Annotated in this window: 21 protein-coding genes; 19 read left to right on the forward strand and 2 right to left on the reverse strand. The window is 42.3% G+C overall.

Annotation, left to right across the window (positions count from 1 at the left end):
- The first annotated feature begins 6 nt into the window (after positions 1-6).
- From flhA to HYD28_07305, 14 genes are all read left to right on the forward strand, one after another.
- Complete coding sequence (gene flhA, locus HYD28_07240) at positions 7-2118, forward strand: flagellar biosynthesis protein FlhA (GenBank protein QLE08780.1); 2112 nt, start codon at positions 7-9, stop codon at positions 2116-2118.
- 20 nt (positions 2119-2138) lie between these two features.
- Positions 2139-3620, forward strand: a complete 1482-nt coding sequence (gene flhF / locus HYD28_07245) for a flagellar biosynthesis protein FlhF (GenBank protein ID QLE08781.1) — start codon at positions 2139-2141, stop codon at positions 3618-3620.
- Entirely contained in the window at positions 3613-4473 is an 861-nt protein-coding gene (locus HYD28_07250; GenBank protein ID QLE08782.1) for a MinD/ParA family protein, read from the forward strand. The genes flhF and HYD28_07250 overlap by 8 nt, the downstream gene beginning before the upstream one ends.
- 26 nt (positions 4474-4499) lie before the next feature.
- Entirely contained in the window at positions 4500-5210 is a 711-nt protein-coding gene (locus HYD28_07255; protein ID QLE10509.1) for an RNA polymerase sigma factor FliA, read from the forward strand.
- A 40-nt stretch (positions 5211-5250) separates the two neighbouring features.
- On the forward strand, positions 5251-5634 hold the full coding sequence (cheY, locus tag HYD28_07260) for a chemotaxis response regulator CheY (protein QLE08783.1): 384 nt from the start codon (positions 5251-5253) through the stop codon (positions 5632-5634).
- A gap of 17 nt (positions 5635-5651) precedes the next feature.
- Positions 5652-6419, forward strand: coding sequence for a protein phosphatase CheZ (locus HYD28_07265; GenBank protein QLE08784.1), 768 nt, complete (start codon positions 5652-5654; stop codon positions 6417-6419).
- A gap of 15 nt (positions 6420-6434) precedes the next feature.
- Complete coding sequence (locus HYD28_07270) at positions 6435-8726, forward strand: chemotaxis protein CheA (protein ID QLE08785.1); 2292 nt, start codon at positions 6435-6437, stop codon at positions 8724-8726.
- Between the two features lie 62 nt (positions 8727-8788).
- Complete coding sequence (locus HYD28_07275; protein ID QLE08786.1) at positions 8789-9952, forward strand: chemotaxis response regulator protein-glutamate methylesterase; 1164 nt, start codon at positions 8789-8791, stop codon at positions 9950-9952.
- Positions 9945-10709: a flagellar motor protein gene (locus tag HYD28_07280; protein QLE08787.1), complete on the forward strand. Its 765-nt coding sequence runs from the start codon at positions 9945-9947 to the stop codon at positions 10707-10709. Before HYD28_07275 ends, HYD28_07280 begins: the two co-directional genes overlap by 8 nt.
- 6 nt (positions 10710-10715) lie before the next feature.
- Entirely contained in the window at positions 10716-11675 is a 960-nt protein-coding gene (locus tag HYD28_07285) for an OmpA family protein (GenBank protein QLE08788.1), read from the forward strand.
- Between the two features lie 11 nt (positions 11676-11686).
- On the forward strand, positions 11687-12457 hold the full coding sequence (locus HYD28_07290) for a ParA family protein (protein QLE08789.1): 771 nt from the start codon (positions 11687-11689) through the stop codon (positions 12455-12457).
- A gap of 2 nt (positions 12458-12459) precedes the next feature.
- Entirely contained in the window at positions 12460-13218 is a 759-nt protein-coding gene (locus tag HYD28_07295; GenBank protein ID QLE08790.1) for a chemotaxis protein CheW, read from the forward strand.
- Between the two features lie 21 nt (positions 13219-13239).
- Positions 13240-13737, forward strand: coding sequence for a chemotaxis protein CheW (locus HYD28_07300; protein ID QLE08791.1), 498 nt, complete (start codon positions 13240-13242; stop codon positions 13735-13737).
- A gap of 15 nt (positions 13738-13752) precedes the next feature.
- The gene (locus HYD28_07305) at positions 13753-14157 is read left to right on the forward strand and encodes a DUF2802 domain-containing protein (protein ID QLE08792.1); all 405 of its coding nucleotides are present in this window, start codon (positions 13753-13755) and stop codon (positions 14155-14157) included.
- 28 nt (positions 14158-14185) lie between these two features.
- Here HYD28_07305 and HYD28_07310 read toward each other — a convergent pair whose 3' ends face one another.
- On the reverse strand, positions 14186-14494 hold the full coding sequence (locus HYD28_07310; protein QLE08793.1) for an EscU/YscU/HrcU family type III secretion system export apparatus switch protein: 309 nt from the start codon (positions 14492-14494) through the stop codon (positions 14186-14188).
- A gap of 5 nt (positions 14495-14499) precedes the next feature.
- Complete coding sequence (locus HYD28_07315) at positions 14500-16497, reverse strand: flagellar hook-length control protein FliK (protein ID QLE10510.1); 1998 nt, start codon at positions 16495-16497, stop codon at positions 14500-14502.
- A 732-nt stretch (positions 16498-17229) separates the two neighbouring features.
- Here HYD28_07315 and ccmA point away from each other — a divergent pair.
- Genes ccmA through ccmE form a run of 5 tightly spaced genes read left to right on the forward strand, consistent with a single transcriptional unit; the run spans position 17230 to position 19957 of the window.
- Positions 17230-17850 (forward strand): cytochrome c biogenesis heme-transporting ATPase CcmA, encoded by a 621-nt coding sequence (gene ccmA / locus HYD28_07320; GenBank protein QLE08794.1) that lies wholly within the window; start codon positions 17230-17232, stop codon positions 17848-17850.
- Positions 17850-18536, forward strand: coding sequence for a heme exporter protein CcmB (gene ccmB, locus HYD28_07325; GenBank protein QLE08795.1), 687 nt, complete (start codon positions 17850-17852; stop codon positions 18534-18536). Before ccmA ends, ccmB begins: the two co-directional genes overlap by 1 nt.
- 1 nt (position 18537) lies before the next feature.
- A complete protein-coding gene (locus HYD28_07330; GenBank protein ID QLE08796.1) occupies positions 18538-19275 on the forward strand; it encodes a heme ABC transporter permease in 738 nt (245 codons plus the stop codon).
- A gap of 2 nt (positions 19276-19277) precedes the next feature.
- Entirely contained in the window at positions 19278-19481 is a 204-nt protein-coding gene (ccmD, locus tag HYD28_07335; protein QLE08797.1) for a heme exporter protein CcmD, read from the forward strand.
- A complete protein-coding gene (gene ccmE, locus HYD28_07340; protein ID QLE08798.1) occupies positions 19478-19957 on the forward strand; it encodes a cytochrome c maturation protein CcmE in 480 nt (159 codons plus the stop codon). The genes ccmD and ccmE overlap by 4 nt, the downstream gene beginning before the upstream one ends.

Here is a 19957-nt window from a genome sequence, read left to right on the forward strand (position 1 = left end):
TGAATTATGGAATTTAAAGCGGTATTACAACAACTTAACAGAGATAAAAAAGAATATGCTAAGGGTATCGGTACGCCGTTAATGGTACTTGCTGCGCTGGGTATGGTGATATTACCTCTGCCTCCGTTTCTTTTAGATATTCTTTTTTCGTTTAATATTGCTTTAGCACTCGTGGTGTTACTGGTTACGGTTTATACCATGAAGCCCCTTGAATTTGGTATGTTCCCGGCGGTTCTACTGATTGCAACTATCATGCGCTTAGCGCTGAATGTTGCCAGTACCCGTGTGGTATTGCTAGAAGGTCATAATGGTGGAGATGCAGCTGGTAAAGTTATCGAGGCCTTTGGCTCGGTTGTTATCGGCGGTAACTATGCTGTTGGTTTAGTGGTCTTCCTTATTTTAATCATTATTAACTTTGTGGTTATCACCAAAGGTGCTGGCCGTATTTCTGAAGTATCAGCTCGCTTTACTCTTGACGCAATGCCTGGTAAACAAATGGCGATTGATGCTGACTTAAACGCAGGTTTTATCAGTGCAGAGCAAGCCCGTGAACGCCGTGAAGAAGTCACCCGTGAAGCCGACTTCTATGGTTCAATGGATGGTGCGAGTAAGTTCGTAAAAGGCGATGCAATAGCAGGTATCGTCATTCTAGTGATCAATATCGTTGGTGGTTTATTCGTCGGTATGATCCAACATGACTTATCTTTCAGCCGTGCGATGGAAGTATACACCTTGCTAACCATTGGTGATGGTCTAGTTGCACAGCTGCCTTCACTATTACTGTCTATCGGTACCGCAATCGTTGTTACTCGTCAGAATGAGTCGCACAATATGGGCGACCAAGTTAAGACACAGCTAGGTAACGAAAAGTCACTTTATATTGCATCAGGTATTCTGATCATCATGGGTCTAGTACCAGGTATGCCGCACATCGCATTTTTAAGCTTAGGTGCTTTACTTGGTTACCTTGCTTATTTCACACAACAACAAAAAGCGAAAGCAGAAGCTGAAAAAGCCGAGCAAGAAGCAAATGGTGGCGCACCAGGTACAGGGGTTGCCAACAAACAAGAGCAAAAAGAACTGGGTTGGGATGACGTTCAGCAAGTTGATGTTATTGGCTTAGAAGTAGGTTATCGCTTAATTCCACTCGTTGACCAATCTCAAGGTGGTGAACTGTTAAATCGTATTAAAGGTGTGCGTAAGAAACTGTCTCAGGAGCTTGGTTTCTTGGTGCCTCCTGTGCATATTCGCGATAACTTAGAACTTGACCCTAATGCATACAGAATCACTATGATGGGTGTTTCAAGTGGTGAGGGTGAGCTTAAACATGGTGATGAGCTAGCGATTAATCCAGGCCAAGTATTTGGTCCAATCAAAGGGGTTGCCACAAAAGACCCTGCATTTGGATTAGATGCGGTTTGGATCAAACCTGACCAAAAAGATGAAGCACAATCACTTGGCTATACCGTCGTTGATTCAGCAACGGTAGTTGCAACTCATATTAGTCAGTTACTCACGAACAGTGCTGCTTTACTACTTGGTCATGAAGAAGTACAAAACTTATTAGATATGTTAGCGAAGAGTCATCCTCGCCTTGTTGAAGGACTGGTTCCTGACGTATTACCACTTACTACTATCGTAAAAGTGCTACAAAACTTACTCAATGAAGGGGTGGCAATTCGCGATATGCGCTCGATTGTTCAAACCCTTGTTGAGTATGGTCCACGTAGCCAAGACCCTGATGTACTAACGGCTGCAGTGCGAATTTCACTTCGCAGACTTATCGTTCAAGACGCTGTTGGTATGTCTTCTGAGATCCCTGTCATTACCTTGGCGCCTGAGTTGGAACAGATGTTGCATCAGTCACTTCAGAATGCAGGTGACGAAGGTGCCGGAATAGAGCCAAGCCTTGCAGAGCGACTTCAACAATCATTGAATGAAGCGCATCAAAACCAAGAAATGGCCGGTGAACCTTCGATACTGTTAACGTCAGGAATGTTACGTACTGTGTTATCTCGTTTCGTTAAGTACACAATCCCAGGTTTAAGGGTGATGTCTTATCAAGAGGTACCAGACGAAAGACAGATTAAGATTGTCAGCTCAGTAGGCCAACAATAGGATAGTAAAGGGGTTGAACCATGAAAATTAAACGTTTTTTTGCTAAAGATATGCGCACTGCACTGAAAGAAGTGAAAGATGAGTTAGGTGTTGATGCGGTTATTATGTCGAACAAAAAGCTTGCTAACGGCGTTGAAATCGTTGCAGCTGTTGATTACGACAAAGCAGCCCCGAAAGCCGAAGCTAAACCTGCAGTGGCACAATCAGCACCTGCACCACAGCATAATTTTGTTAAGCCTGAGCCAATGCGTGCTAAACCTGAGCCGCAAGCGAAAGTTGCTGATAGCCTACAAGCGTTACTTGAGCGTCAAGCCCCACGCCCTCGTTCGCCAGAGCTGGCGTCAATGTTTAGTCAATCTGGTATTGATACGAGTGAACATTATCAACCAAAAGAACCAAGCTTTGAGCAGCAACAGCCTGAATATAAGCAAGCTCCTCGTTATCAGCAGCAAGCAGCACCTCGTGTACAAACTCAAGCTCATAGCCTAGGGTTTGATGACGATTTAGACGCAGGTTTTGATGATTTAGACTCACCCGCTGAGCATAAAAACTCAGCCCCAGCTAATCAATCAGAAATGACGACTATGCGCGAAGAAATGAATGCGATTCGTCAATTACTTGAACACCAAGTATCTGGATTAATGCAACAAGATATGGCGCGCCGTGATCCAACACGCGCTTGTATGATTGATCGTTTAGCTGGTATGGGGATTGAGCGTGATGTTGCTGAGCAAATGGCGTGTTTTATTCCTGATGATGTATCTCGCCAACAAGCATGGCAAGCGCTGCTGCAAATGGTTGAAAACCAAATGCATACAACTAACAACGAAATCCTACGCCAAGGTGGAGTTTTTGCACTAGTTGGTCCAACGGGCGTTGGTAAAACAACCACAGTTGCGAAATTAGCAGCACTTGGAGCACAAAAATATGGTGCTGATAAAGTTGCACTGATCACCACTGATACATACAGAATTGGTGCCTACGAACAATTGGCTACTTATGGTCGTATTATTGGTTGTGGTGTAAAGCAAGTAAAAGATGCGAATGAATTAGCTGAAGTGTTATACCATTTACGTAATAAGCGTCTAGTATTAATAGACACTGCGGGTATGAGCCAACGAGATTTACGCTTAACTGAACAATTAAACACCTTAATGCGTAATCAGCGCGTTGATATTCGTAGTTATTTAGTATTAAGTGCTACAGCGCAGATAAATGTTTTGCAAGAAACCGTAAGACACTTTAAAAAGGTTCACCTAAGTGGCTGTATCTTCACTAAATTGGATGAATCTTTAAGTTTAGGTGAGATTATTAGCATAGCGATTCAAAATCGTCTGCCAATAGGGTATCTTACTAACGGTCAGCGCGTTCCTGAGGATATTCGCGTAGCGAATGCTGAAAAACTAGTGAAAAAAGCTGAACAATTGTATTTAAAACGAGCAAAAGCACAACATTCAAGACGTCAAGCAGTAGCGTCGAACACAGTAGGGATGTATGATTAACACAGTATTAGATCAAGCAAGCGGCCTGCGCAAAATGAATCAAAATAATAATAGTGGCGTTAAAGTTATCGCTGTTACTGGCGGTAAAGGTGGAGTGGGTAAAACCAACGTCTCACTCAACACCGCAATCGCATTAGGCCAGCAAGGAAATCGTGTATTAGTATTAGATGCCGATTTAGGTTTGGCAAACTGTGACGTGATGCTTGGCCTTCGTGTTGAACGTAACTTATCTCATGTTTTGTCGGGCGAGTGTGAGCTTGATGAAATTCTCGTCGAAGGCCCTGCAGGAATCAAAATTGTACCAGCAACGTCTGGTTCTCAAAGTATGGTTGAATTATCGCCATCTGAGCATGCAGGTCTTATACGTGCATTTAGCGAGTTAAACACTGAGTTTGATATTTTAATTGTTGATACCGCCGCAGGTATTTCAGACATGGTATTAAGCTTTTCTCGTGCAGCCCAAGACGTTGTTGTAGTTGTATGTGATGAACCCACCTCAATTACTGATGCTTACGCACTTATAAAAGTACTTAGCCGTGAGCATGGCGTATATAAATTTAAAATTGTTGCCAATATGGTGCGCAGTTTGCGTGAAGGGCAAGAATTATTTGCTAAACTTTCAAAAGTAACGGATCGTTTTTTAGATGTTTCGATGGAGTTAGTAGCAACCATTCCTTATGACGAGAACATGCGTAAGTCTACGCGCCGTCAAAAAGTAATCGTTGAATTATTCCCGAATTCACCAGCAGCGGTGGCGTTTAAAACATTAGCAACAAAAGCAGTTAAATGGCCGATCCCTAATCAACCGTCTGGCCATTTAGAATTTTTTATTGAAAAACTAGTAAACGGCTAACTATGACAACATCGGTGAATAAAGCGATGGGATATCAATCAGCACAAAATTTAAATGCGATTGTTGAAAAACATGCCTCTTTAGTGAAAAAAGTGGCGTGCCATCTAATTGCTCGTTTACCTGCCAGTGTGCAACTCGATGATTTAATTCAATCAGGCATGATAGGCCTGATTGAAGCGTCAAAAAACTTTGATGCTAGCAAAGGTGCTAGTTTTGAAACCTTCGCAGGTATTCGTATTCGTGGTGCTATGCTGGATGAAATTCGCCGAGGTGACTGGGCTCCACGTTCAGTTCACCGAAATGCCCGCCTAGTGGCAGAAACCATTGCCGAATTAGAGAGCACGTTAAATCGTGAACCAAAAGACACTGAAGTAGCTGAAAAACTTGATATTACACTGGATGAGTACCATCATATTCTACATGATGTAAATTCTAGTAAAGTATTAGGCATTGAAGACTTAGGCGTGGATGAAGATGTCATCACACCAGTAGGTCAGGATTTAGGACTAGACAAACCGTTTAATAACGTTAAAAATGAGCGGTTTAACCAGTCTCTATTAACGGCTATCCAATCGTTACCAGAAAGAGATGCTCTCGTTTTGTCTTTGTACTACAACGACGAAATGAACTTAAAAGAAATAGGACACATACTCGATGTTAGCGAGTCGCGTGTGAGTCAAATACATGGTCAGGCGATGATTAAGCTCAAAGCAAAAATCAATGACTGGATTAATTAGTAGTAAGTAAATAAAGGTTCAAACCTCACCGGAGGATGTTTTGGATAAAAACATGAAAATTCTTGTTGTTGATGATTTTTCTACAATGAGACGTATCATTAAAAATCTATTAAGGGATTTAGGTTTTACCAATGTGCAGGAAGCTGACGACGGTTCAACAGCATTGCCAATGCTACAAAATCAAGAATTTGATTTTGTTGTAACAGATTGGAACATGCCTGGTATGCAAGGTATTGATTTGTTACGCGCAATTCGTGCTGATGATAGCCTTAAGCATATTCCTGTGTTAATGGTGACAGCTGAAGCGAAAAAAGAACAAATTGTTGCTGCTGCTCAAGCAGGTGTTAATGGCTATATCGTTAAACCATTCACTGCTGCGACACTTAAAACCAAATTGGAAAAAGTGTTTGAACGTTTAGGTTAATCTAAGGGGAGAGGCTTATGTCAGCACTTGCTGCGCCTCAAATAAGTTTAGAGCAAGCTCGTCAACTTGTTGAGTATCTTGAAAATGGTGAACAAGAAAAAGCTGATAAGCTAATTCTTGATGCTGCGTCAAAAGAGCAATCAGAGTTGTTTGCTGAAGTCGGTAAATTGACGCGTCAACTTCATGAAGCGTTAAAAAACTTTGACCTAGATACTCGTCTCGCTGATTTAACTACCGACGCTATCCCAGATGCTAAGCAGCGCTTAAATTATGTTATGGAAATGACAGAAAGTGCCGCCAATAAAACTATGGATGCAGTTGAAGCAAGTTTACCGATAGCGCAACAACTTGCTGATGAAATTGCTGCAATTAAGCCTACTTGGGATCGTTTAATGAACCGAGAAATTGAACTCGGTGAATTTAAATCGTTATGTCATAGCCTAGATAAGTTCATGAATAACTCGCACACAAAAACCGATGAGCTTCAAGGCTTGATGACCAATGTGCTGATGGCGCAGGATTATCAAGATTTAACTGGACAAGTTATTCGTCGTGTCATTGAACTAGTGCGAGAAGTAGAAGACAGTTTAATTAATCTCTTAACTGTGTTTGGCAGTCAAGAAGATGGTCATCAACAACAAGAAAAACAGGCCATAGAAAAAGCACCTGCACCAAGTGACACACTAGCAGGTCCTGAAGGGCCGATTATTGATAAAGAGTCTCGCGATGATGTTGTTTCAGGACAAGATGAAGTCGATGATCTATTATCAAGTCTGGGCTTCTAAGAGGAGAGTAGCTGCATGAGCTTTGAAGTCGATGAAGATATATTACAGGATTTCCTTGTTGAAGCAGGAGAAATCTTAGAGCTATTGTCGGAGCAATTAGTTGAGCTTGAAAACAACCCAGAAGACAAAGATCTATTAAACGCCATTTTTAGGGGCTTCCACACTGTTAAAGGTGGTGCAGGTTTCTTAAGTATGACTGAACTTGTTGATGCTTGTCATGGCGCAGAGAATGTTTTCGATTTATTACGCCAAGGTGTACGCACTGTTACGCCTGAGTTAATGGACGTAATATTACAAGCCCTTGATACTATTAATGAAATGTTCGCCACGATTCAAAATCGCGAACAACCAGAGCCTGCAGATCCAGCCCTATTAGAAGTCCTTCATAAATTAAGTCAGCCGCCTACTGCAGAAGAGCTTGCAGGTGAAGATTTATCTGTAGCAGAGGACGTTGCAGTTGCACCTGAAGAACCAGCAGTTGAAGAGGTTGTTGTTGATACGCCTGAAGTCACAGCAGATACAGCAACAGACAACATCGATGAAGATGACCCATTTGCGTTCGATATGTTATTTGATGGCGGCGGTCTTGCTGATAGCAGCGCTGAGTCTCAAAATATTGACGAAATCACTGAAGATGAATTCGAAAGCTTGTTAGATGAGCTGCATGGAAAAGGCCAAGGACCAGCAGCATCTGCTCCTGAGTCAAATAGCAGTGACAGTGATGATATTACCGATGATGAATTTGATAGTTTATTAGATGAATTGCACGGTGTTGGTAATTTTGGGGAAGTAAAACAAGATAATACTGCCAAGCCTGAAGCTACAAGTTCTATTGAGCCAGCCTCTGCCACCCCAACTGCGGAGGCAGCAAGCAGCGATTCAGACGATGAAATTAGTGATGATGAGTTTGAGGCACTTCTTGACGAGTTACATGGCAAAGGCACAGCTCCTCAATCATTGGAAAGTTCAACCGCGGAAAAAGCACCTGAGCCACCAAAAGCTGAACCAGCAAAACCTGCTCAGCCTGCAGCCTCTAAACCGGCACCTGCACCGAAACCTGCAGCTGCAGCTAGTAAACCTGCTCCAGCTCCTGCAAAAGCGCCAGCAGCTTCAGCGGCACCGAAAAAGGCTCCGCCTCCACAGGCAGAAACAACGGTTCGTGTTGATACCAAACGTCTTGACGAAATCATGAACATGGTTGGTGAGCTTGTATTGGTTCGTAACCGCTTGGTAAGTCTTGCGAATAACAGCAACAGTGAGTCAATGGGTAAAGCCATCTCGAACCTAGACGTGGTAACCGCAGACTTACAAGGTGCGGTAATGAAAACCCGGATGCAGCCAATTAAGAAAGTATTTGGTCGTTTCCCACGCGTAGTTCGTGACTTAGCTCGTAGCTTGAAAAAAGACATTAATCTGCAGCTAGTAGGTGAAGAAACCGATTTAGATAAAAACCTTGTTGAAGCACTTGCTGATCCATTGGTGCACTTAGTGCGTAACTCTGTAGACCATGGTATTGAAATGCCAGATGTGCGTGAAGCTGCAGGTAAACCGCGTACAGGTACAGTCACGCTCTCAGCATCACAAGAAGGTGATCATATTCTGCTTACCATTCGTGATGATGGTGCTGGTATGGATGCTGATAAGCTGAAAAAAATCGCAATCAGCAAGGGTGTAATTGATCATGATCAAGCAAGCCGTTTGTCGGATACAGAAGCATACAACCTAATATTTGCTCCTGGTTTCTCAACGAAAGAAGAGATCTCTGATATTTCAGGGCGCGGTGTCGGCATGGATGTGGTTAAAACTAAAATAACCCAGTTAAATGGTTCGGTTAACATCCAGTCGGAATTGGGCGTAGGTACTGCACTAGAAATTAAGGTGCCATTAACGCTTGCTATCTTACCAACTCTAATGGTTGTTGTAGGTGAGCAAACCTTTGCTCTACCGCTTGCTGGCGTAAGCGAAATTTTCCACCTTGATTTAACTAAAACTAACGTAGTTGATGGCCAACTGACAATAATAGTTCGTCAAAAAGCGATTCCGCTTTTCTATTTACAACATTGGTTAGTAAAAGGTGCCAACCGCCAAGAGCGTAAAGCAGAAGGTCACGTGGTGATTGTACAAATAGGTACTAAACAAGTGGGCTTTGTTGTTGACTCATTAATTGGTCAAGAAGAGGTGGTTATCAAACCTTTAGATGCCTTATTACAAGGCACGCCAGGAATGGCAGGTGCGACAATTACTTCTGATGGTGGGATTGCATTGATCCTTGATGTACCTAGTATGCTTAAACATTACGTTGGCTAATAATAAATAATAAAGTGCAGTGTTTAGCTGCACTTTAAATGATATAAAACAAGAGAGTGCCAATGGCAGTCAAAGTATTAGTTGTTGATGATTCAAGCTTTTTTCGCCGCAGAGTAAGCGAAATTTTAGAGCAAGACAGCAATATTCAGGTAATTGGTTTTGCCGTTAATGGTCGTGAGGCGGTAGATAAAACCCGTGAATTAAGACCTGATGTAATTACTATGGATGTTGAGATGCCAGTTCTTGATGGCATTAGTGCTGTGAAAGAAATAATGGCAGCAACACCGACTCCTATTTTAATGTTCTCATCACTCACCCGTGATGGTGCAACAGCAACCCTCGATGCACTTGATGCTGGTGCTTTAGATTTTTTACCGAAAAAATTCGAAGACATTGCACGTAATAATGAAGATGCAATCGCGCTTTTACAAAATAAAGTAAAAGAAATTGGTCGTCGTCGCCTCTCTCGTTTTTCGCGCCCAGCACCTATTTCGAGACCAACTCCGGCTCCTGCACCAAGGGGCAGTAGCGCTACAAGTACTAGCAGCGGTATTGTTCAGCCTGATCGCAGCTTTAGCCGTTCAGCTCCTGCTAGTTCGCCTGCGGAATCGTCATCGAGTACAAGTAAAATTCGAGCTTCGGGCAAGCAATATCAGTTGGTTGCTATTGGTACATCAACTGGTGGGCCGGTTGCGCTACAGACCATTTTAACTCAGCTGCCTGCTAACTTTCCGCATCCTATTTTGCTTATTCAACATATGCCAGCTGCGTTTACTCCTGCTTTTGCAGCACGCCTCAATGGTTTATGCAGAATCAATGTGAAAGAAGCGCAAAATGGTGACCGCTTAATGCCAGGTACAGCCTATTTAGCGCCAGGTGGTCAACAAATGTTGATTGAAGGGCGCAGCGGCTCTCGTACATTACGTGTGTTTGAAGATGATAGCCCACGTATTACTTATAAGCCAAGTGTTGATGTCACCTTTGCGAGTGCAGCAAAAACCTATGGCGGTGATGTTCTAGCCGTGGTGTTAACGGGTATGGGTGCTGATGGTCGTGATGGAGCGCGTATGCTTAAGCAAGTCGGTGCAACCATTTGGGCGCAAGATGAAAAAACCAGTGTAGTGTATGGTATGCCACAAGCCGTTGCGAATGCTGGTTTGGCTAGTGAAAGCTTAGCGCTCACAGATGTTGCAGCCCGCCTAACGCGTGAGACTGGCTGTGGATAAGCTGTCTTTTCTCGGCTTAATTATCGCAATTAGTGCTATTGCATTTGGTTATGCATTAGAAGGCGGCGTTGTCACAGCTTTGTTCAATGGACCTGCGCTGATTATTGTTCTTGGCGGTACGCTTGGGGCTGTTATGCTCCAGACCCCTGGTAGTGTTTTTGCAAAAACACTCAAAATTAGTCATTGGGTGTTCTTTCCGCCATATCATGATATTGATGCAGCTATCGAACAAGTAAAGCGCTGGTCGCACAAAGCACGCCAAGAAGGTTACTTAGCGCTTGAATCTGAGGCACTTACTCATACAGACCCATACGCGGCAAAAGGGTTGAGTCTACTCGTTGATGGTATCGATGAGCAAAAGCTTAGAGATACCCTTGAAATTGACTTAATGCTTGAACGAGAGCGCTTGTTAGAGGTTAGCCGAGTTTATGAAGCGATGGGGGGTTATAGTCCAACAATTGGTATTTTAGGTGCGGTACTTGGTTTGATTCAGGCAATGCAATTTATAACAGATCCTGAAAAATTGGGTGCGGGTGTCGCCACCGCTTTTATCGCTACCATCTACGGTGTAGGTTTAGCTAATTTATTATTCTTACCTATGGCCAATAAGTTAAAGCAGCAAATTGAACAAAAGATGCTGTATCATGAATTACTTGCTGAAGGCATTATTGCTATCTCGCAAGGTGAAAGCCCACTGAATATAGAACTAAAACTTGAGGCGTACCGTGTTGAGCGTCCAAGCTTAGTTGAAGAGTAATTTATTATGATGCGCCGTCGTCTGCGTCATAACACGTCAAAAAACCAACATACCGAGCGTTGGCTTGTTTCTTATGCCGATTACATGACTATCATGTTTGCTTTTTTTGTGGTCATGTATGCCATAGCAATTAATAAAAATGAAGACTTTCAAATTCTCTCCGATTCGCTTGAGCAGGTTTTCGAGAAATCAGCTCGTGAGCAACAGCAAGTTGGAACCGGAGTGAACGGCACCGGAATTTTAACAGACAGAGTCAGTCCAGAAAAAGACATCCTTTACGGTGAAAGTATCCGAAAGGATGAGCAAGGGCCTGAATTACTTGATGGGCAAAGTGAAACGAGTAATATTGATAAAAAGCATCTAGGCAAGCCCCTTGATAGTTTGCTAACTAAACTACAATCTGCACTAATTGATGAAATTCGTGATGGTGAAGCAAGTTTAGAGCTTCATCAAGACTGGCTTATTATTGAACTAAGCTCAGGTATGTTGTTTTCTTCGGGCAGTGCTGTTGCACAGCAACGTGCAAAGGAAGTTGTAGGTTTAGTTAGAGATATTATAGCGCCTGTTGATAACTATATCCGCGTGCGTGGTTATACTGATAACGAAGGTATTCGTAATGAAATGTTTCGCTCTAACTGGGAGTTATCGGTAGCCCGTGCAACATCAATACTTGTTGAACTTGAGAGTTTAGGTATTAATCCTGCTCGAATGGCTATTGAAGGTTATGGTGAATATTCACCTTTCGCTAGTAATGACACTGAGCAAGGTCGCGCGGAGAACCGTAAAGTGGTCGTAGCGTTATCGAAGTATGGTTTACCCCCCGAAGAGCCGCAAAGTACTGAACAAGAATCACAAAATCAACCGGAAAAGACGACAGAAATTGAGTTGCCAAGTGATGATAACAGCATTAAAGTGATTCAATTACCGCACGGTGGCATTAGGATTACCACGCGCAATGAACAATAATAAGGTGTGATGTGAAAGTTTGGACCGTAGCGAATCAAAAAGGTGGGGTAGGGAAAACAACAACAGCTGTTAGCCTTGCTGGCATTCTTGCTTTACAAGGAAAACGAGTGTTACTTATTGACACTGATCCGCACGCATCATTAACTTATTATTTTGGCATTGATTCTGAAGAGCTTGAAGTCAGCGTGTATGATATCTTTGCACGCGGCAATAGTATGGCCAGTGAAGAAGTTTTACAGGCTCTGTGCCCATCTACGCTAGAGAATCTTGACATTTTACCGGCGACAATGGCAATTGCTACGCTAGATAGAAGCATGGGCAATAAAAATGGTATGGGTCTGATACTTAAAAAAGCACTAGCTAAAATTAGTGACCATTACGATTATGCAATTATTGATTGCCCACCTGTTTTAGGTGTTTTAATGGTGAATGCACTTGCCGCGAGCGAACGGATATTAGTACCAGTACAAACAGAGTTTTTGGCCTTGAAAGGTCTTGACCGTATGATGCGTACGATGGAGCTAATGCAAACATCGCAAGCAAAACAGTACCAATATACGATTATTCCAACAATGTACGACAAACGTACTAAAGCATCACTTGAAGCTTATAAGACTCTGCAGGATAATTACAAAGATAAAGTATGGTCAGGCGTGGTGCCCGTCGATACAAAATTTCGAGATGCTAGTTTAGCACAACAGGTGCCGATTCAATTTTGCCCACGCTCACGTGGCGTGTTTGCATATCGCGCACTGCTTGATTACTTAATTGCACAGGGTTAAAGATGAGTAAGCATTTATTTGCCAATGAAAAAGTGATGACCCAATATTTGGGCGCTTTGTTGTGTGAAGATGAGCCTACTGAAGAAAATCTAGAGCCGGTTGCAAAGTTACTGGAGCAGGTTAAAGAGCCTGAAACTAAGACAGAAGAAAAGCTGACAGAGGTTCAGCCTACCCCAAAATCTGCTTTACCGACCCCTGAACCGACTAAAGAGCTTGAGAAAACCGAGAACCAAGCTAATATCAAAGATATAGTTGCAGAACCTAAAGCTGGACTGGTTGCAAAAACTTCGTCTGATCGTCAAGAAGACTATTTTGATGGTGAGTTTCAGGCGTTGTTCTTTGAAGTGGCGGGTTTAACTCTTGCTGTACCTTTAAAAGCATTAGGGGGAATTCATCAGCTGGGAGAGGTTAATCAATTATTTGGCAAGCCTAAATGGTTTAAAGGTGTAATGCTTAACCGAGAAGAAAAGCTTAATGTTGTTGACACAGCACGCTGGGTAATGCCAGAAAAATATGATGAAAAATTAGAACAATCACTAAATTATCAGTATTTAATCACCTTAGGCGACAGTCAATGGGGATTATTGGCTGAAAAGCTCGTAAATAATATTACGCTTCGTAAAGAAGATGTAAAATGGCGAGCGAAATCAGGTAAGCGGCCTTGGCTTGCAGGTGTCATCAAAGAGAAAATGTGCGCCTTGATTGACGTTGAAAATTTAAATCAATTGCTAGAGCAGGGCTTAGACAGCCGTGAGCAGTAACTATTTTTACGGAGTAATAGCATGAGTGAAGAAAGACTACTGTCAGCAAATAAAAACGCTGATAGCAACGATGAAGTGTTACAGTGGGTAACCTTTAAACTTGAAGAAGAAACGTACGGCATTAACGTAATGCAAGTACAAGAAGTACTTCGCTATACAGAAATTGCTCCTGTGCCAGGTGCGCCTTCTTATGTGTTAGGTATCATCAACTTACGCGGTAATGTTGTTACTGTTATCGATACTCGTGCGCGTTTTGGTCTGATGGGCGCAGAGGTAACTGATAATTCACGTATCGTCATCATCGAAGCAGAAAAGCAAGTGATCGGTATTTTAGTCGACAGTGTTGCTGAAGTGGTTTACCTACGTAGCTCTGAAATTGATAGTGCGCCAAATATTGGCACTGAAGAGAGTGCTAAGTTTATCCAAGGCGTATCAAACCGTGATGGTGAGTTATTGATCTTGGTTGATCTTAATAAATTATTAAATGACGATGAGTGGGACGAGCTAAGCGCACTATAAGCGTTTGGAAATTATATGCTGTTATACTCTTTGTTTGGTGCCTCAATCTTGCTTGTATTAGTGTGTTTGGGGCTTATTTTTGTCAATAACAATAAGCAAGCGCTGGCGATTCAAGCCAAGCAAAAACAGCTACAAGAAGCTCAGCAACAGTTGAGTATTTTGCGTAGCGAAGTGGCTGAAATGCGTGCCGGAATGCTTAGTATTGGCAAACGAGTTGTCGCTGTTGAAGAGAAAAGTAAAGAGCTTGAGCAGCTGCAAGATGCACAAAAATATGATGATCCGAATGCGAAAATTTATTCGCGAGCGGTAAAAATGGTTGAGCTAGGTGCTGATTTAGAAGAAATAATTCGTGAATGTGAATTACCCAGAGCCGAAGCAGAGCTGCTCATGTCACTTCATAAACAAAAAGGCGCCCAATGAGGCGCTTTTTTATTTGAGTTTTTGAACCCTAAGCTTGAATGTTGAGCTTACCCTGAAAATCTTGCCAACCCGGTGGAAATTTACCACGTAATACATATGAAAAAGCAATTAACTCAGCAATCACGTAGTAAAGCTCTTTTGGAATTTCTTCACCTAACTCAAGATGCGATAAGGTTTGTGCTAAGTCAGCATCTTGGTGTATCAAAATACCTTTTTGCTCAGCAAGTTTAACGATTTCTTCAGCCAATTCACCAAAGCCTTTACTGGTTACTCGTGGCGAGCTGCCTGCTTCATATAGTAGGCCAATTGCTGATTTATGCACCGATTGTTCACTCATAAATATTACACCTTAATATTAATAATCGCATGCGATTTATAAAAAGCTTGGTGGCTTGATGTACCTTGCTGCAAGTTTAGCTCGCCTACATTTAAGCCATGGCCAGCTAATTTATGACGCAGTGTTTCTAAGTGCGGATGAGCAAGTGCGGTTACTTCTTGTGAAGAAGCGAGTAACTGACAATCAACTGCTTTATCCATCACCTCTGCGGTAATTTGTAACTTGCCAAGCTGGGCATAATCAAAGTTCAACCGCACAAACCAGACATTCTTAGCTTCGAGTTTATTTTTACTTGGCTTTTTATACTGCCCTAAGCTGATTTCTGTTTGCCCAGTATCAGGAGGTAACTTCATCGGCAAGAAAAACTGCGCCAAAGCACTGTTATCTTGTTGCTGATTGATGGGCGTTGTTTGCACCTGAGCCAAAGTGTTTTTTAGTTGTGAAGCTTCAGCTGCCATAGCTTGCATCGCAGGCTGCTGTAGCTGTTCTAGTAACTTACTGCCGTTAACGGCTTTAAAGTTGGGCACTAACACTTGCAGTAAGGCATCAAGACCTGTCTGATTATTAAAACTAAGGTTGGTTGGTGCTTGGTTAATAATTGGTGCGGCAAGTGTAGCCACTGCTAATTGTTCTAACCCTTGGCTAAAGCTTGCTTGCTGAGTTTGGCTAGGCAGCGCTGTTGGCCTGAGGATACTTAAAAGTTCTCGTTCAATCGTTGTAGGGTGCATGTTTTGACTCGAGATCATGCGATTAAATGCTTGATTAACGAGTCGATTTAAATCTACTGAAGATAATGTATTTTGTTCACTCAGTGCTACAAGTTTTTCTGTTAATTGCACCGGTAGAGGTATGCTTGCTATAGGCTTGCTTTCAGGGAGCGGTAATAGTTTCGAAATCAGTGCCGCTTCAATCGGTCTTATCGGCAATAATGGCTGACTCAAGTTCGGTTCTTTCAAAGCTAAAAAAGGGGCGTGTAATTGAGTTTGCTGCTGAGCAACTTTTTGTAACCCTGCGGTTTGCTCACTAAGTGCTCGAGTCGCTGAGTTTAATGTCGCTTGTTTAGTTTGTATAACCTGCTCACTGCTATTTTTAACTACTGAATTTGCAAGATTACTTTTAACTTGAGCAAGCTGTTCAGGTACAGGCTTACCAGAACTCAGTGTATTAACAGCTTTGTTGTCTGTAGGCGCTGTTTGCAAAGTATTATCTGTGCTCAGCAAAGAAGGTTGTGTTTTGCTACTGTTTGTTGATGATTGACTCGCCTGAGTTTGTGCATTAACAAGCGGCTCTAAACTGACTTTTATTCGCTGCAATAGTTGTATTAAAGGTGCCGCCTTGTTATAGCTTACGGGTAAACTAACTTGCTTTGCAGACTGACTTTCGGTTAATGATTCTGTCTGTTTAGACGTAGGTAATGGCGTATTAGCTGTAACTGGCCCACTGGCTTTTTGCGCTACTTGGAACGCAGCGTGTTGTGGCGCGGTTTGTTGAACAGCGGCAAACTTTATTATATTGATTTTATTAGCATTAAAGCCTAGCTGGCTAATCATGTTTTTGCTTTCAATCAGCTGATGCGTTGACTGGTTAACAGCAGCTTTTGTGGTAGCAGGGAGTTTTTCAAAATAGCGCACTGCATCACTAATACGCGTTTTTAAATCAGCAAAACTGTCTTTTAGCCAAGAGCTAATTGGTGAATTTGAGCTGCTCGATGGTGCTAACAACGTATTCTTAGGTTCAACAGCTTGGCTTTTTAATGCTTGGTTAAATGTTTCAGACAGCGAATTCTTTAACAGTATTTGTTGCACAGGTGCTTTATTTATCAGTTCAACAGTATTTTTAACTTGCTGGGGGATTAGTTTTAATGCATGCGGGTGAAATTGCCACTGGGCTTGAATCTGTTTGGCTTGCTTTGGCGACATTCTTGAAAGAGGTAGAATTAATTCGTTTTGTTGTTTGTTAGCAACACTCAGTTGCACTTGCTGCCCAGCTAGTTTTAAGTTCATTTCAGGGGTTAGCTTAGCCACCAACTCGGCTACTTTTTGTTGGTTAACACTTTGTTGATGCAATGAATCGCCAAAGCGATTAATAATATTTAAGTTAAAGCTGTTTTGTTGATTGGTAGCAGGCAGCAAAATGGCTTTAAGTGGTGCTTCAGCTTTTAAAAGAGCAACGAGGCTATTGTTAAGAGTAAACTCTGTTTTTAATGTCGGTAGTTGTAGTAAAGGTTTGCTTGGTGCAATCTGAGCTGGGTGTGGCAGATTTGTATTTGCACTCCCTTGCGTTAGCAAGTTCAGTAGTGCTTGTAACTGCTGGCTTTTGCCAAGTGTAATCGTCAGCGGTGATGGTGTGATAGTCAGCTGTTTACCATCACTACTTAATTGAATGTTGGCCGCTAAAAAGCGCTCAGTTTTGAGATTCTCTTGCTCTGTTGATAAGCGTAATGTTTGCCATGAGTTATTGATTAGCACGTCCATTTGCACGCTGTGCTTACCAATCACAATATTACGGGCAGTTAGGCTCTGCTCAGCCAGCATTTTTAAGGCATCATTTGGTGAGTGTTCTGATGCACTGCTGATTGCTTTTGGGTCTAGATTAAGCTGAGTGCTGAGAGTCAACTGGCTTTGTTTATTCATTATTTTAGATCAAATATAAGTTAATCGTTTTAAAGCAATATTCGTATTACCCTATCATTATGGTAGACTAACGCCTAATTTTGGGTATAGAGAATCGTCATCTTGTTACACATTAAGGCCGTCACCTGCATCAAGCAAGATCGTTGTTTGTTTGCGGATCTTAATTTCAGCTTGAAATCGGGGCAAATTATGCAGTTAGCTGGTCCGAATGGGGCTGGTAAAACATCATTATTGCGCATTATCGCGGGTTTCGCTATGCCAGATGAAGGCGATGTTTTTTACCAAGAGCGTTCGATTACAAAATACTATGATGAATATGCACAAGAGCTAATGTTCATCGGCCATAAAACCGGTGTAAATACGCAACTCACTGCCCTTGAGAATGTTGCATTTTGGCTAAAAATTAATGGTTATGATTGCAAGCAAGACTTATATCCGATCCTAGCAAAAATAGGTTTAGTTGGCCTTGAAGATGTGCCTGTTCGCATGTTGTCAGCAGGACAGCAGCGCCGTGTAGCCTTAGTAAGGTTGTGGTTAAATAGTGCCAAGCTATGGATCCTTGATGAGCCATTTACGGCTCTTGATAAAAGCGGTGTAGCATTTTTGCAAGAACGCTTTGTTGAGCATTTAAATGCTGGCGGCGCAATTCTATTAACCACCCACCAAGATTTAACGACACAATTTAGTGACCTAAAAACAGTGACTTTGGAGTATCGCCACTGATGGTAAAGCAGCATTCGTATTGGCAATTATTCTCTGCGGTTTTTTCTAAAGATCTGAAATTAGCGTTTCGTCAGCGTGCTGAAATCGTTAACCCCATCTTGTTTTTTCTTATTGTTATTACACTTTTTCCGTTAGCAATTGGCCCTGAGCCTGGACTGCTAGCTCGCATGGCTCCGGGTATTATTTGGGTTGCTGCGTTACTATCGACAATGTTAGGCCTAGATAAACTATTTCGTGATGATTATCACGACGGAACATTAGAGCAATTAATTGCCTCTTCGTATCCATTACCGTTGACAGTGCTTGCAAAAGTTGCGGCTCATTGGGTTATTACGGGGCTGCCTTTAGTGTTAATGACACCGGTATTTGCTTTGTTATTGAATTTAGAAAGTTCAGCGCTTTTAGCAACTGTTCTCACGTTATTGTTGGGGACACCATTGCTTAGCTTCATTGGCGCAATTGGCGCTGGACTTACTGTGGGACTGCAAAAAGGCGGCATTCTAATGAGTTTGCTTGTTTTGCCTTTGTATATCCCTGTACTAATCTTTGCAACCTCTGCTATTGATACCAGCTCTATGGAGCTTGCCTATAGCGGACAGCTTGCAATTCTTGGTGCCATGCTAATCGTAGCGATTATAGCGGCGCCAATTGCCATATCGTCAGCATTGAAAGTGAGTGTAAGTTAATATGTGGAAGTGGTTACATCCCTACGCAAAAGCAGATCGTGCTTACCAATTGTGTAACACCTTACTGCCTTATTTCGCCGTCGTTACGGTGGTCTGTATGATTGTTGGATGGGTCTGGGGGCTTGCTTATGCTCCAGCCGATTACCAACAAAAAGATAGCTACCGAATTATTTTTATCCATGTGCCTTCAGCAATTTTATCAATGGGCGCTTATTCTTCTATGGCGATTGCAGCAGTGATCGCACTAGTATGGCAATTACGTAATGCTGAACTTGCTGTAATTGCAATTGCACCAGTTGGGGCATGTGTGACAGCGATAGCACTAATTACCGGCGCAGCATGGGGTAAACCTATGTGGGGCGCATGGTGGGTGTGGGATGCGCGTCTTACCTCTGAGCTCATTCTGTTATTTTTATACTTGGGTGTGTTATCGCTTTATCATGCTTTTGAAGATAAAAAAGCAGCGGGTCGTGCCGCCTGTATTTTAGCGATTGTTGGAGTTATCAACTTACCGATTATTCACTTCTCGGTAGAGTGGTGGAATACCTTGCACCAAGGTGCAACCATTACAAAGTTTGATACTAAAGCCATTGATCCAAGCATGTTTTGGCCATTAATGGTGAACATAGTTGCGTTTGCAGGTTTTGTTGGGGTTGTGACTTTAATCCGCCTTAAAAACGAAATTTTACAACGTGAAAAGCACCGCCCTTGGGTGCGTGATATGCTTAAGCGAGGTTAATCATGCAGTTTGATTCTTTTTCAGATTTTATTGCCATGGGTGGCTATGGCTTTTATGTGTGGTTGTCTTTTGGCAGCTGTGCATTGATTTTACTCGGTATTTTATTTAGTTCGTTAAACGATACAAAGCGTATTTTCTCTTCAGTTAGGCAGCAAGCACAACGTGAAGAGCGCATTAAGAAAGCGAAGCAAGAGGCAGGGCAATGAATCCAAGACGTAAAAAACGTTTATTAGCTGTTGTAGCCATTATTTTTGGTGTGGGTGCAACCATTGGTTTAGTGCTTTATGCACTGCAAGAAAACATCAATCTATTCTATACCCCAAGTGAACTTGTTGAGGGTAAAGGACCAAATAAAGAAAAACCGCACATCGGTCAGAAGCTACGTATAGGTGGCATGGTTGTTCCAGGCTCAGTTGTTCGAGATGAATCAAGCTTAAAGGTAAGCTTTAAGTTAATAGATAAAGGCCCTATGGTGACCATTAATTATCAAGGGATTTTGCCAGACTTATTTCGTGAAGGCCAAGGGATTGTGGCGCAGGGCGTGTTAGTAAAAGCGAATGAAATTGATGCCTTTGAAGTTCTTGCAAAGCATGATGAAGAGTATATGCCAGCAGAAGTTGCAGAAGCAGTGAAAGGTATTAAACACGAAAAACCGACGTATAACTTAGAGAACGGTAATTAA

It is taken from the genome of Pseudoalteromonas shioyasakiensis (assembly GCA_013391845.1).
In the GTDB taxonomy this organism is placed as follows: Bacteria; Pseudomonadota; Gammaproteobacteria; order Enterobacterales; family Alteromonadaceae; genus Pseudoalteromonas; species Pseudoalteromonas apostichopi.